We start from the raw sequence: 12,823 nt of genomic DNA on the forward strand, positions 1-12,823 counted from the left end.
GGGGGGGGGGGGGGGGGCGGGCCCCCCCGCGGGGGGGCCGGTGCCGGTGAGTTGCGGTCTCGGGGCTCCGCCCCGAACCCCGCGCCTCAATCGCCGGCGGGGCTCGAACTGTCCGCCCCCCGCAGCGTGACCTCCTTGACGAAGACCGCCGCGAGGAGCGCGCCGAGCGCCACCACGGAACCCAGCAGGAACGCCGAGTGCGTGCCGGAGGAGACCGCGAACTGGTAGGCGTCCCGCGCCTGCTCCGGCAGCTTCGCCAGGCTCGCCGCGTCCAGCTGCGCCGAAGCCTCGGTCATCTTCCCGCCGAGTGCCCCGGCCCGCTCGGCCATGACGTCCTGCACCCGGTTGTTGAACAGCGCGCCCATGATGGCGACGCCGAACGAGGACCCGAGCGTACGGAACAGGGTCGTCGACGAGGACGCGACACCCATGTCCTTCATCTCCACGCTGTTCTGCGCGACCAGCATCGTGATCTGCATCAGGCAGCCCATCCCGGCGCCGAGCACGGCCATGTAGAGCCCGGACGTGAACCGCGAGGTCCCGGTGTCCATCTGCGCGAGCAGGAACAGACCGACGATCATCAGGACGCTGCCCACCACCGGGAACACCTTGTACTTGCCGGTGTTGGTGGTGACCCGGCCCGCGATCAGCGAGACGACCATCATCGAGAGCAGCATCGGAAGCAGCAGCAGACCGGAGTTGGTCGCGGACGCGCCCTGCACGGACTGCTGGTACAGCGGCAGGAAGAGCACCGCGCCGAACATCACGAAGCCGGTGATGAACCCGATCACGGACATCAGCGTGAAGTTCCGGTTGCGGAAGATGTGCAGCGGCACGATCGGCTCGGCGGCCCTGGTCTGCGAGTACACGAATCCGACGAGCGCGGCGACGCCGATCCCGATCAGCTCCATGATCACGGCGGAGTCCCAGGCGTACTCGCTCCCGCCCCACGTCGTCACGAGCACGATCGAGGTGATGCCGACGGTGAGCAGCGCGGCGCCCAGATAGTCGATGGACCCCCCGGACCGCTTCTTCGGCAGATGCAGCACGGCGGTGATCGCCACGAGGGCGAGGATGCCGAGCGGAATGTTGATGTAGAAGGCCCAGCGCCAGCCGAGGTGGTCGGTGAGGGTGCCGCCGACGAGCGGTCCGCCGATCATGGCGAGCGCCATCACGCCGGCCATCATGCCCTGGTACTTGCCGCGCTCACGGGGCGGGATCAGATCGCCGATGATGGCCATGACCCCGACCATCAGGCCGCCGGCGCCGAGCCCCTGCACGGCCCTGAACCCGATCAGCTGCCCCATGTCCTGGGCCATTCCGCTGAGCACGGAGCCGACCAGGAAGATCACGATGGAGGTCAGGAAGGCGCCCTTCCTGCCGTACATGTCGCCGATCTTCCCCCAGATCGGCGTGGAGGCGGCGGTCGCGAGCGTGTACGCGGTGACGACCCACGACAAGTGCTCGAGCCCGCCCAACTCGCCGACGATGGTGGGCATCGCGGTGCCCACGATCATGTTGTCGAGCATGGCCAGCAGCATGGCGAGCATCAGCGCGAGCAGCACGACCCGCACGCTGCGCGGCTGCTTCACCGCCTCCTGACCCGGCTTCCGACCCGGCTTCTGATCCCGTTTCCGATCCGGCTTCTGATCCGGTTTCCGATCCGATGTCGCGGGCCGCGCCGCCGCCTGTGTCATGGTCCCCACTCCCCCTGCGTCACCCGGGACTTACTTGTCGCCCGGCTAGTTACCTACAATGGGGAAAGTAGAGCGCCAACTAGCCGGGCGTCAAGTAAGTTTTTCACCAAGGGCACGAGAGGCAGCAGCCGATGGTCACGGGCAGCAGTAAGCCGAAGCAGCGCCGCGGGGACACCCGCCAGCGCATTCAGGACGTGACCTTGGAACTCATCGCCGAACAGGGCTACGAGAAGACGTCGCTGCGGGAGATCTCCGAGCGCCTCGGTGTGACGAAGGCCGCGCTCTACTACCACTTCAAGACCAAGGAAGACATCGTCGTCAGTCTGTTCACGGACCTGATGAGGCCGATCGACGACGTGATCGCGTGGGCCGCCGAGCAGCCGTCGACGCTGGAGGCCAAGCTCGAGATCCTCGGCCACTACTCGAACGCGCTGGCCGACGCCGCCCCGCTCTTCCGCTTCATGCAGGAGAACCAGGCGACGATGCGCGAGCTGAGCATCGGCGAGAACTTCAAGGAGCGGATGACGTCCCTGCTCGACCATCTGCTCCCCGAGGACGTCACGCTGACCGACCGGGTCCGCTGCTTCAGCGCGCTGTTCTCGATGCACGCCGGAATGTTCGTTCTCAGAGACGTCGAAGGCGACCCCGAGGAGAAGCGCAAGGCCATCCTCGAGGTCGCCTCCGACCTGGTCACCCGGGCCCATCACAGCTGACGGGCCGGTGCGGTGGGCGTCGTCAGACGCTCACGCCCGCCTTCTTCAGGAAGGAGACGGGGTTGACCGCCGAGCCGTAGTCCGCCGTCGTGCGGATCTCGAAGTGCAGGTGCGGGCCACTGGAGTTGCCGGTGTCGCCGGACAGCGCGATGTGCTGGCCCGTCGTGACCTGCTGGCCGACCTTGACGTCGATCTTCGACAGGTGCGCGTACTGCGAGTACGTGCCGTTGCCGTGCTTGATGACGATGGCGTTGCCGTACGCGGCGCCGTCACCGGCGCCGTTGCCGCCGGCCTTGACGACGGTGCCGCTGTGCGCGGCCATCACGTTGGTGCCGGTCGACACGGCGAAGTCCTGGCCGGAGTGGTGGCCACTGGCCCACATGCTGCCGCCCTGCGAGTAGCCGGCGGAGAGCTCGTAGTGCTTGACCGGGTCGATCCAGGACTTGGCCTTCTTCTCCTCGGCCGCCTTCTTCTTGGCCTCGGCCTCCTTCGCCTTCGCCTCGGCTTCCTTCTTCGCCTTCGCGGCGTTGTCGGCGGCCTTGGCCTGAGCGGTGGCCTGGGCCTCGACGGAGGAGGAGGCGATACCGGGGAGGGCGGTGGCGTCTGCGGAGTCGGCGACCGCGGCCCCGGTCCCGAGCAGCGCCGACACACCGAATCCGGCGGCCACGACGGCAGCCCGCTTACGGAGCATCGACGTACCGGGACGGTGGGGCTGGGTGCGCTTCGACATATGGGCAGACCTTTCGAACTGGGACATGAAGGGGCCCGGCGCACTGCCTCGTGCTGCCGGGCTGGCCATCCCTTGGTAACCCCACCGCCCATCGCCACCCAAAACGCCCATCTACGACATGTCCTCGTAGACCCGCCCCGGAAACGGTCCGGGACGTCCCGCGATCCGGCCGGGACCAAAGTCGTCCGATTTATGACCTCATTCTGCGTTTAACCCCACTTCATCGACGTAAGCCCAGGCGACACAGGCCCGCCCGGCAGGCACTCTCGGCGAAACGGGCAAATCACCAGAACCCGTCGACCGTGTAACGACACGGCCGGATCACCCGCCTTCCACTATTTCCGTTAGTACGTGACGCACGTCCTGTGCGGCATGTCACCGGTCGGCAAGATCCAACCCCTCGTGGATGTGACCGGGGCTACGCTCCCGAACCATGGATCCCGCTGCCCTCGGCACCCGTCTCGCCTCGAGCGTGATCGTCCCGGCGCTCAAGAAACTCCTCGTCCAGGAGGGCCCCGGCGCGGGCCTGACGGACAAGCCGGTACGCCTCTCCGGGCCGGTCTCCTTCCGGGGCGAGAAGCGCGTCCTGGACGCCGCCGACGCCGAGCGGATCGCCCGCGCCCTCGTCACCGCCGCCGCACGCACCCCGGGCGAGGCCCCGTTCCCGGCCGACGAGGCCGAACCGCTCACCCTCGCCCTGGCCGCCACACTCTCCGCCCTCGGCGACCTCACCATGGACGACGTACAGGCAGCCCGCCTCGACCAGTACGCGCTGGCCCGCTCGCTGCGCCGCGCGGCCCCCACCTCGCACGGCCTTTCGGCCGACGCGGGGCACTTCCTCGACGCGGCCGTCGACGAGGCCTGCCGACAGGTGCTGCAGTTCTTCACCCAGCGGTCCGCCTTTGTACCCCGCACACTGATCGAGCAGCGCCGGGACCAGGCGGAACTCCTCGCCAGGACCGACGAGTTGATCGCCCGCACCCCGCCCGCCGACGCGGCCGACACCGCCTTCGAGGAGCGCTACGCCCGGCACATCGCCGACCGCCACCGGCATCTGACCATCTACGGCATCGATCTGCGCGAGGCCCCCGAACGCTGGCCCCTGGACGTGGCGTATCTGAGCCTGGAGGCGACGGCCGCGCCGCCGGCGGGCGCCTTCGACGCGGAGACCGAGGCACCCGCCGCGCCCGCCCACATCCGCGCCGAGGACGCGTTCTCCTCCGGCCACGACCGCGTACTCCTGCGCGGCGAGGCCGGATCCGGCAAGACGACGCTGATCCAGTGGCTGGCGACCCGGGCCGCCACGGACGGAGGCCGGATCCCGTTCGTGCTGCCGCTGCGCACCCTGGCGGCCGGTCCGCTGCCCGCCCCCGATGCGTTCCTGACGGCGGTCTCCTGCCCGCTGAGCGCGCCCGCCGGATGGGCCGAGCGCGTCCTCGGAGCCGCCCGCGCCCTGGTCCTCGTCGACGGCCTCGACGAGATCCCCACGGCCGACCGCCACCGGGTGCGCGACTGGCTGCTCGCCCTCGTCGAGGCCCACCCCGGCAACCGCTGGCTGCTGACCTCGCGACCCACCGCCGTACGCCCCGAATGGCTCGCCGACAGCGGATTTCGCGAGGTGCTGCTGCCGCCGATGCGCTCCGCCGACGTCGCCACGTTCGTGCACCGCTGGCACACGGCGGCCGACGCCCTGCCCTACGAGGCCGCGCTCCTGGACTCGCTGCGCACCAAACGCGATCTGGCCCGCCTCGCCACCAACCCCCTGATGTGCGGCCTGATCTGCGCGCTGCACCGCGAACGGCGCGGCTATCTGCCCACCGGCCGCAAGGAGTTGTACGACGCGGCGCTGACGATGCTGCTCCACCGGCGCGACCGGGAGCGCGGCATGGCCGTGCCCGAGCTGAGCGAGGAGGCACAGATCGACCTCCTCCAGCACCTCGCCTACGCGCTCGTCCTCAGCGGCCGCACCGAGATGAGCCGCGAGCACGCCATCGGCGCCCTTGAGCGCCGGCTGCCCGCCGTGGCCTCGGCGGCGGCGCACGGCGACGCGGCGACCGTCCTGCGCATCCTGCTGCTACGAAGCGGCCTGCTGCGCGAACCCGCCGCCGGCACGGTCGACTTCACGCACCGCACCTTCCAGGACTACCTCGCCGCCCGCTACGCCGTGGAGGAGGGCCACGCGCTGCCGTTCGTGCAGCGCCTCGCCGACGACCCGCAGGGTGAGGACGCGATCCGCATGGCCGTCGCCCACGCCCGCCCCGGCGAACGCGCCCAGCTGCTGCGCGAGTTGCTCGGCCACGGCCACCCGCGCCTCACCCTCCTCGCGCTTGCCTGCCTGGAGCACGCGACGGCCCTCGACCCGGCGGTCCGCGCCGAGGTGGAGCACCGGGCCGGGGCCCTGATCCCGCCACGCAGCACGCAGGACGCGAAGACCCTGGCAGAGGCGGGGCCCCTGGTCCTGGAGTTGCTGCCGCACCCTGACGGCCTCGACGAGGAGGAAGCGCACGGCGTCGCGGTGACCGCGTCGCTGCTGGGTGGCCTGGAGCCGGCGGGCGCACTGGGCGTCCTGCGCCGGCTGCGCGACCATCCGTCACTGAAGGTGCGGCGCCAACTCGCGGGCACCTGGAGCCGGTTCCCCACCGAGGAATACGCGTCCGAGGTCCTCGACCATCTGAAACCCCACGGCTTGCTCGTCACCTGCGAGACCGACGAGCAGCGCGCCGCCCTGTCCGGGATGCGGCCCTGGCACCGGCTGGAATTCCGCGGCCCGCACGCGCTGCGCGACGTGGTCGGCGCGGTCCCGGCCCCGGACAGCGTGGAACTCGTCTACTTCCAGGACAACCCGCTGGCCGGGGATCTCAGCGCCTTGACCGCGTTCCCGGCCCTGTCCGGGCTGTGGGTGGCGGGCTGCCCGGCCGCCCACGGGCTCGGCGCGCTCGCCGGTCTGCCGCTGACCGACCTCACGTACGGGCACAGCGACTTCACGGGTCTGGCCGCCCTGGACTCGCTGCGCCGGCTGTCCCTCAACGGGGACCTCACGGTCGACTCGCTCACCGAGGCCCTGCCGACCGGTGCCCCGCTGGACTTCCTGTTCCTGGGCGGCGACGCCACCCGCCACACCGGCCTGCGCGGCCTCGGCGCCTGGCCCACGCTGACCACCCTGAGCCTCGGGCCCCTCACGACGGCACCGGCCTCCCAGGACTGGCGCCACGTCGCCGAACTCCCCGCCCTGACCGGCCTCTACCTGAACGCGGCCTTCTTCAGCGACTACCCCGAGTCCGTCGAGGCCCTGCCCGAGCTCCCCGGCGTCGAGCTGCTGCGGCTCGCGGCCCTGCACGGCGGCGAGGACCTGGCGGCGCTGCCGTCCCGCTTCCCCGCCGTACGCGAGGTCGTCCTCCAGACCGCCCCCGGCAGCACCTTCCCGCCCGAGCGCTGCGCCCGCCTCTTCCCGTACGCCCGGATCACCGTCGACCAGCGCTGACCCGCGTACGAACCGTGCACACAAGAAACGGGTGGGCCCGAACCGTTCCGTCAGGAACAGCTCGGGCCCACCCGTATCAGGCTCGCCCCGGAGGGGTTACGCCTCCTTGCTCAGGTTCGGACCGCCGCCGGCGGCCGCGTCCTCGATCGGCGGGGCGTCGGGCAGTGCCGCCTTCTCCTCGCCGCGGAAGGTGAAGGTCTTGTTCTCGCCCTCGCCCTCCGTGTCCACGACCACGATGTGGCCCGGGCGCAGCTCGCCGAAGAGGATCTTCTCCGACAGGCTGTCCTCGACCTCGCGCTGGATCGTGCGACGCAGCGGACGCGCGCCGAGCACGGGGTCGTAGCCCTTCTTCGAGAGCAGTTCCTTGGCGGACTGCGAGAGCTCGATGCCCATGTCGCGGTCCTTCAGGCGCTCGTCCACCTTCGTGATCATCAGGTCGACGATCGTGAGGATGTCGTCCTGGCTGAGCTGCGGGAAGACGACGACGTCGTCGACACGGTTGAGGAACTCGGGACGGAAGTGCTGCTTGAGCTCGTCCGACACCTTGTTCTTCATGCGCTCGTAGTTGGACTTCGAGTCGCCGATGGCCGCGAAGCCGAGGTTGAAGCCCTTCGAGATGTCACGGGTTCCAAGGTTGGTCGTCATGATGATGACCGTGTTCTTGAAGTCCACGACACGACCCTGGGAGTCGGTCAGGCGACCGTCCTCCAGAATCTGCAGAAGGCTGTTGAAGATGTCCGGGTGGGCCTTCTCGACCTCGTCGAAAAGGACCACCGAGAACGGCTTGCGCCGCACCTTCTCGGTCAGCTGACCGCCCTCTTCGTAACCCACGTATCCGGGCGGGGAACCGAAGAGACGCGACACCGTGTGCTTCTCGCTGAACTCCGACATGTCGAGGGAGATCAGCGCCTCCTCGTCGCCGAAGAGGAACTCGGCGAGCGCCTTGGAGAGCTCGGTCTTACCGACACCGGACGGGCCCGCGAAGATGAACGAACCACCGGGACGCTTCGGGTCCTTCAGACCGGCCCGCGTACGGCGGATCGCCCGCGAGAGCGCCTTGACGGCGTCCTTCTGGCCGACCACCCGCTTGTGGAGCTCGTCCTCCATGCGCAGCAGACGCGAGGACTCCTCCTCGGTCAGCTTGAAGACCGGAATGCCGGTGGCGGCCGCGAGGACCTCGGCGATCAGCTCGCCGTCGACCTCGGCGACGACGTCCATGTCGCCGGCCTTCCATTCCTTCTCGCGCTTGGCCTTCGCGGCGAGCAGCTGCTTCTCCTTGTCGCGGAGAGAGGCCGCCTTCTCGAAGTCCTGGGAGTCGATGGCCGACTCCTTGTCGCGACGCACGCCCGCGATCTTCTCGTCGAACTCGCGGAGGTCCGGCGGCGCGGTCATCCGGCGGATGCGCATCCGGGAACCGGCCTCGTCGATCAGGTCGATCGCCTTGTCCGGCAGGAAGCGGTCCGAGATGTACCGGTCGGCCAGCGTGGCCGCCTGGACGAGGGCCTCGTCGGTGATGGACACACGGTGGTGCGCCTCGTACCGGTCACGCAGACCCTTGAGGATCTCGATGGTGTGCGGCAGCGACGGCTCCGCGACCTGGATCGGCTGGAAGCGGCGCTCGAGGGCCGCGTCCTTCTCCAGGTGCTTGCGGTACTCGTCGAGCGTCGTCGCACCGATGGTCTGGAGCTCACCGCGGGCCAGCATCGGCTTCAGGATGGAAGCCGCGTCGATGGCGCCCTCGGCGGCACCCGCACCCACGAGCGTGTGCAGCTCGTCGATGAACAGGATGATGTCGCCGCGGGTGCGGATCTCCTTGAGGACCTTCTTCAGGCGCTCCTCGAAGTCACCGCGGTAGCGGGAACCGGCGACCAGCGCACCGAGGTCAAGCGTGTAGAGGTGCTTGTCCTTCAGCGTCTCGGGCACCTCGCCCTTGACGATGGCCTGGGCGAGGCCCTCGACGACGGCGGTCTTGCCGACGCCGGGCTCACCGATCAGGACCGGGTTGTTCTTGGTGCGGCGCGACAGCACCTGCATGACGCGCTCGATCTCCTTCTCGCGCCCGATGACCGGGTCGAGCTTGGACTCGCGAGCGGCCTGCGTCAGGTTGCGGCCGAACTGGTCGAGCACCAGGGACGTCGAGGGCGTGCCCTCGGCAGGGCCGCCACTGGCGCCGGCGGTCTCCTTGCCCTGGTAGCCGGAGAGCAGCTGGATGACCTGCTGCCGCACCCGGTTGAGGTCTGCGCCCAGCTTGACCAGGACCTGGGCGGCGACGCCCTCGCCCTCACGGATCAGGCCGAGCAGGATGTGCTCCGTGCCGATGTAGTTGTGGCCCAGCTGAAGGGCCTCGCGGAGCGACAGCTCCAGGACCTTCTTGGCACGGGGGGTGAAGGGGATGTGGCCGGACGGAGCCTGCTGGCCCTGCCCGATGATCTCCTCCACCTGCTGGCGGACCGCCTCGAGCGAAATCCCGAGGCTCTCCAGGGCCTTAGCGGCGACACCCTCGCCCTCGTGGATCAAGCCCAGGAGGATGTGCTCGGTGCCGATGTAATTGTGGTTGAGCATCCGGGCTTCTTCCTGAGCCAGGACGACAACCCGCCGCGCGCGGTCGGTGAACCTCTCGAACATCGTTAATCGCTCCTCAGAGCGGTCAGGCAGTTAGGGGTCGGTCCCCTCCCTGTCCTTCCGCAGCTTAGTCCCGCAAGCGGGGACCGCTCATTCCATCTGCCGACACCCGTTCATGGTCTCCTGCCCCGAACGCCGACAACTGCTCCAACCCGATGGTGCGAGACGATGTTCCCGCAGGCCAGGCAGATACCCCCACCATCAGTACGCCGATGGCGAACGCAGACTGCCCGTCCCGCACGTGTCGCCCCTCCCACTAGGGATGTCTTACCCGTAAGGACTGACACTCCATGCGGCGCGCCCCGGTTCCCTCCGCTACGGGCGAACACCTTTGCGCCGCCCAACGCTCCCGCACGCCCCTTTTCCAGACACAGTACGCATGCGTCCGGCGACGGTGCGTAACCCCGGAGCGTCGGTGGCTGTTGCTCCTGGCATGGTCACCATCTCCGGCACGACCGTTCCCGCTCCCCGGCACCCGCTGACCGACACCGGACGCGATCCGGTCCGGCGGTGGTACGAGGACGAACTCGGCTGGGCGACTGCGGCAGGGCCCGACGGCGCGCTGCTGCACACCGGGCTGCGCTTCGACGTCCTGGAGGTGCCGGCCGACGCCGGCTTCGCGATGCTGCGCAGACTCGATCCCCGGTCACCGGTGGCCGTGTGCGGGGAAACGATGCGGCTGCTCGTCGCCCCGGGCAGCGCGGACGAGCTGCCCGGGCTGCTCGACTGGCTGGAGTGGGGGGCGCTGCCCCTGGACCTCGTCGCCGTCGGGACGGGCGGTCTCATCGACGCGCCGACGCCTCCGGGGTGGTCCGGCTCGCAGGAGGCCGCTGTGTGGGTGCGACCCCCCGAGCCCGGCTGCGAGGTGGAACCGGTGCTACCGGCCCTGACGAGCCTGACGGCCGTCTCGACCTGGTCGGTCGTGGGGGGCGGTGGGGGCGCCCCCGATCTCGTACGCCTCGTGGACACGGCGGCGACGCACTGCCACCGGGCCCGGCTGCGTCGCGGCGCGGCTGCGCCGGCGACCACGTCAACAAAGCGACCAATGCGGCCGTCCCGTCAGCCGTTGGCCTTCTCGTAGGCCTCACGGATCGACTGGGGAACCCGGCCTCGGTCGTTGACCTCGTAACCGTTCTCCTTCGCCCACGCGCGGATCTGCGCGGTGTCCTGGTTGCCACCGCCGGACGCGGCGCGCGCCTTGCCCCGGCCGCTCGAACGGCCACCGGTGCGACGACCGCCCTTGAGGTACGGCTCGAGGAGGCCACGGAGCTTGTCCGCATTGGCGGTGGTGAGGTCGATCTCGTACGACTTACCGTCGAGCGCGAACGTCACGGTCTCGTCCGCCTCGCCACCGTCGAGGTCATCGACAAGAAGGACCTGAACCTTCTGTGCCACCGGATTTCCTTTCATCGAAATCTGAAGGGCGGCCCCGCGACCACGGCCGCTGATTCGCCGTCCCCTTGTTATATGCAGTACTGCAGTACGTCGAAAGCAAACCGCTTTTGCCCGAAAAACACAAACCCCTGGCTGAGATCCGGGAGAGATCTCGGAGTTGAACACTGCCCGCCCGGCCCAAAAACATGCGCGATTCGGACATAGGGACTGTTGCAAGCACGCATGCCGGAATAGCGCCCGGCGGCGATCACAGATGCAGAAGCATCCGGCTGTTGCCCAAGGTGTTCGGTTTCACTCGTTCGAGACCGAGGAACTCTGCTACGCCCTCGTCATAGGAACGCAGCAGCTCACTGTAGACATCGGTGTCGACCGTATCGACGGGTGTCTCGCCGATCTCCACGAAGGCGTGCTTGGCGAAGAACTCGACTTCGAAGGTGAGGCAGAAAACTCGCCGAACACCGATCCAGCGCGCGGTCTGAAGAAGCTTCTCGAGCAGCAGATGTCCCACGCCGGACCCCTTGACCTGCGGGTCCACCGCGAGTGTGCGGACTTCCGCGAGGTCTTCCCACATGACGTGCAGCGCGCCGCAGCCGACGACCGCGGCGTTGTCGTCGCGTTCCGCGACCCAGAACTCCTGGATGTCCTCGTAAAGCGTCACGGTGGCTTTGTCCAGCAGGATCCCCTGTCGGCTGTACGCGTCGAGCAGTCGGCGCACCTCCGGCACATCGGCCGTCCTCGCCCTGCGTACGGTCACTGCTTTACGGGTCGATTCGACGGTTGACCCGACTTCGGGGAGCTCTGCTGGCATGTCCGGACGCTATCGCCCGGCCCCGTCGCCCGCTTCCTCGGGGGCCGAGGGGACTTCGGCGGGCAGTTCGGGGGAGACGATCCGCATGGCATCCCTGAGTGCCTCGCGCTGTCCCGGCGACATCATCCCGAAGAACGCGACGAGGGCGGCGGCCGGGTTGTCGCTCTGCGACCAGGCCTCGTTCATCAGCGCCGCCGAGTACGCGGCCCGTGTGGAGACCGCCTCATATCGATAGGCCCGGCCTTCCGCTTCGCGGCGTACCCAGCCCTTCTGATGGAGATTGTCCAATACGGTCATGACGGTCGTGTAGGCGATGGACCGTTCCTGTTGGAGGTCCTCCAGGACTTCCCTCACGGTGACCGGGCGGTTCCACTTCCACACCCGCGTCATCACTGCGTCTTCGAGTTCTCCCAAGGGGCGTGGCACGAGAAGCACAATAGTGGGAGAAGTCGGTAATTCAACGTGGGACGTGGCGATGATCGCCGAGCAATGACAAAAGGGGCGCCCGACGGGCGCCCCTCACTGCCGATTCCGTACTGGTCGCGCCCGTGCTCAGGCGGTCGCGTCCTGCTGCGGGCCGCCGCCCTGTCGGGCGGACTCGGCGCGCGCGATGGCGGCGTCGACGGCCGCGTCTTCCTTGGCCTTCCTGTCGCCGCCCTGCGACTTCACGATGGTCACGATCAGACCGATGAAGAACGCGGCCATCACGACCGGGGGCACGAGCGCGGAGACGTAGTCCATGCCCCCAGAGTAGCTACCCGACGGCCAGTCGTTGCGGCGGGGCCGGAGGTTGGGCGGGGCGGCGCTTCGGGGGGAAGACCTCGGCCGGGGTGGGGACCGGGCGCGGCGGGGTCTCGGGGGCCGGCCGCGCGGGCTTGCCGCCGTCCGCCGCCGAAAGGCCGCCGGGCAGGGCGAGCAGGTGGGTGCGGGAGGCCGGGACGCGGGGGTGGTACAGCGCGTCGAACTTATCGCGTACGCCCTGTTCCGCCAGGTCGTGGCAGCGGGCGAGGAGGGCCACCGCGCCGGGGTTCGCGGGCAGCGCGCGCAGCGCCGCGAGGTCGTCGGCGCCGGGCCTGTGGCCCGCCGCCAGGGCCTCCTTGAGGAGGCTCAGGTAGCCGGGGGCGGAGCCGGGCAGGGCGGCCCGGTAGCGGTCGAGGTCGGAGCGGAGGAAGGACCGCATGCGGATGCCTTCCTTGGTCGCTTCGTCGACCGACTCCGCGAGTCGCAGACAGGCCCGGACGTCCTCGTCCGAGGCGGGGCTGGGATGAAGGGCGAGGGCGAGGGCGCGTCGGAGCACACGCAGCTCTTCTGCGCCGAACGCCATACCGCCGCGGTTTCCGTAGGGCGTGGGCATGAAATGACAGTACGGCCCATTAC

11 protein-coding genes are annotated in these 12,823 nt (G+C 69.3%); 3 read left to right on the plus strand and 8 right to left on the minus strand.

Annotated features, from left to right (window positions below; translation table 11 throughout):
• Positions 1 to 86: 86 nt before the first annotated feature.
• A complete protein-coding gene (locus ACIRHA_RS39890) occupies positions 87 to 1,697 on the minus strand; it encodes an MDR family MFS transporter (protein WP_403856195.1) in 1,611 nt (536 codons plus the stop codon).
• Positions 1,698 to 1,828: 131 nt separating this feature from the next.
• Between ACIRHA_RS39890 and ACIRHA_RS39895 the strand changes: the two genes are divergently transcribed.
• Positions 1,829 to 2,410: a TetR/AcrR family transcriptional regulator gene (locus ACIRHA_RS39895; RefSeq protein WP_403856197.1), complete on the plus strand. Its 582-nt coding sequence runs from the start codon at positions 1,829 to 1,831 to the stop codon at positions 2,408 to 2,410.
• A gap of 22 nt (positions 2,411 to 2,432) precedes the next feature.
• Here the strand turns inward: ACIRHA_RS39895 and ACIRHA_RS39900 are convergent, their stop codons facing one another.
• The gene (locus ACIRHA_RS39900; protein WP_403856199.1) at positions 2,433 to 3,140 is read right to left on the minus strand and encodes a M23 family metallopeptidase; all 708 of its coding nucleotides are present in this window, start codon (positions 3,138 to 3,140) and stop codon (positions 2,433 to 2,435) included.
• A 433-nt stretch (positions 3,141 to 3,573) separates the two neighbouring features.
• On the opposite strand from ACIRHA_RS39900, the gene ACIRHA_RS39905 reads away from it, so the two are divergent.
• Positions 3,574 to 6,621 (plus strand): NACHT domain-containing protein, encoded by a 3,048-nt coding sequence (locus tag ACIRHA_RS39905; protein ID WP_403856201.1) that lies wholly within the window; start codon positions 3,574 to 3,576, stop codon positions 6,619 to 6,621.
• A 96-nt stretch (positions 6,622 to 6,717) separates the two neighbouring features.
• Here ACIRHA_RS39905 and ACIRHA_RS39910 read toward each other — a convergent pair whose 3' ends face one another.
• Positions 6,718 to 9,246 (minus strand): ATP-dependent Clp protease ATP-binding subunit, encoded by a 2,529-nt coding sequence (locus tag ACIRHA_RS39910; RefSeq protein WP_403856203.1) that lies wholly within the window; start codon positions 9,244 to 9,246, stop codon positions 6,718 to 6,720.
• A 430-nt stretch (positions 9,247 to 9,676) separates the two neighbouring features.
• Between ACIRHA_RS39910 and ACIRHA_RS39915 the strand changes: the two genes are divergently transcribed.
• Entirely contained in the window at positions 9,677 to 10,324 is a 648-nt protein-coding gene (locus tag ACIRHA_RS39915) for an SCO3374 family protein (RefSeq protein ID WP_403856351.1), read from the plus strand.
• On the opposite strand, the gene ACIRHA_RS39920 is transcribed toward ACIRHA_RS39915, so the two are convergent.
• The 5 genes from ACIRHA_RS39920 to ACIRHA_RS39940 all read right to left on the minus strand — a co-directional run bounded on the left by ACIRHA_RS39920 (position 10,303) and on the right by ACIRHA_RS39940 (position 12,800).
• A complete protein-coding gene (locus ACIRHA_RS39920; RefSeq protein ID WP_403856205.1) occupies positions 10,303 to 10,638 on the minus strand; it encodes an Lsr2 family protein in 336 nt (111 codons plus the stop codon). The two genes, ACIRHA_RS39915 and ACIRHA_RS39920, sit on opposite strands and share 22 nt — an antisense overlap.
• Before the next feature lie 247 nt (positions 10,639 to 10,885).
• Positions 10,886 to 11,446, minus strand: a complete 561-nt coding sequence (locus ACIRHA_RS39925) for an amino-acid N-acetyltransferase (protein ID WP_326020024.1) — start codon at positions 11,444 to 11,446, stop codon at positions 10,886 to 10,888.
• A gap of 9 nt (positions 11,447 to 11,455) precedes the next feature.
• Positions 11,456 to 11,872, minus strand: a complete 417-nt coding sequence (locus ACIRHA_RS39930) for a BlaI/MecI/CopY family transcriptional regulator (RefSeq protein ID WP_403856207.1) — start codon at positions 11,870 to 11,872, stop codon at positions 11,456 to 11,458.
• Positions 11,873 to 11,998: 126 nt separating this feature from the next.
• Positions 11,999 to 12,187, minus strand: a complete 189-nt coding sequence (locus tag ACIRHA_RS39935) for a hypothetical protein (protein ID WP_403856209.1) — start codon at positions 12,185 to 12,187, stop codon at positions 11,999 to 12,001.
• 13 nt (positions 12,188 to 12,200) lie between these two features.
• Entirely contained in the window at positions 12,201 to 12,800 is a 600-nt protein-coding gene (locus ACIRHA_RS39940) for a hypothetical protein (protein WP_403856211.1), read from the minus strand.
• Positions 12,801 to 12,823: the final 23 nt, after the last annotated feature.

Source organism: Streptomyces sp. NPDC102360, assembly GCF_044766085.1.
Taxonomy (GTDB): Bacteria; Actinomycetota; Actinomycetes; order Streptomycetales; family Streptomycetaceae; genus Streptomyces.

Bases quoted from the DNA above. Each gene is read 5' to 3' on its own strand.
- ACIRHA_RS39910 (WP_403856203.1), bottom strand. From the start codon at position 9,246: ATGTTCGAGAGGTTCACCGACCGCGCGCGGCGGGTTGTCGTCCTGGCT.
- ACIRHA_RS39935 (WP_403856209.1), bottom strand. From the start codon at position 12,187: ATGGACTACGTCTCCGCGCTCGTGCCCCCGGTCGTGATGGCCGCGTTC.
- ACIRHA_RS39915 (WP_403856351.1), top strand. From the start codon at position 9,677: ATGGTCACCATCTCCGGCACGACCGTTCCCGCTCCCCGGCACCCGCTG.
- ACIRHA_RS39925 (WP_326020024.1), bottom strand. From the start codon at position 11,446: ATGCCAGCAGAGCTCCCCGAAGTCGGGTCAACCGTCGAATCGACCCGT.
- ACIRHA_RS39905 (WP_403856201.1), top strand. From the start codon at position 3,574: ATGGATCCCGCTGCCCTCGGCACCCGTCTCGCCTCGAGCGTGATCGTC.
- ACIRHA_RS39940 (WP_403856211.1), bottom strand. From the start codon at position 12,800: ATGCCCACGCCCTACGGAAACCGCGGCGGTATGGCGTTCGGCGCAGAA.
- ACIRHA_RS39895 (WP_403856197.1), top strand. From the start codon at position 1,829: ATGGTCACGGGCAGCAGTAAGCCGAAGCAGCGCCGCGGGGACACCCGC.
- ACIRHA_RS39890 (WP_403856195.1), bottom strand. From the start codon at position 1,697: ATGACACAGGCGGCGGCGCGGCCCGCGACATCGGATCGGAAACCGGAT.
- ACIRHA_RS39900 (WP_403856199.1), bottom strand. From the start codon at position 3,140: ATGTCGAAGCGCACCCAGCCCCACCGTCCCGGTACGTCGATGCTCCGT.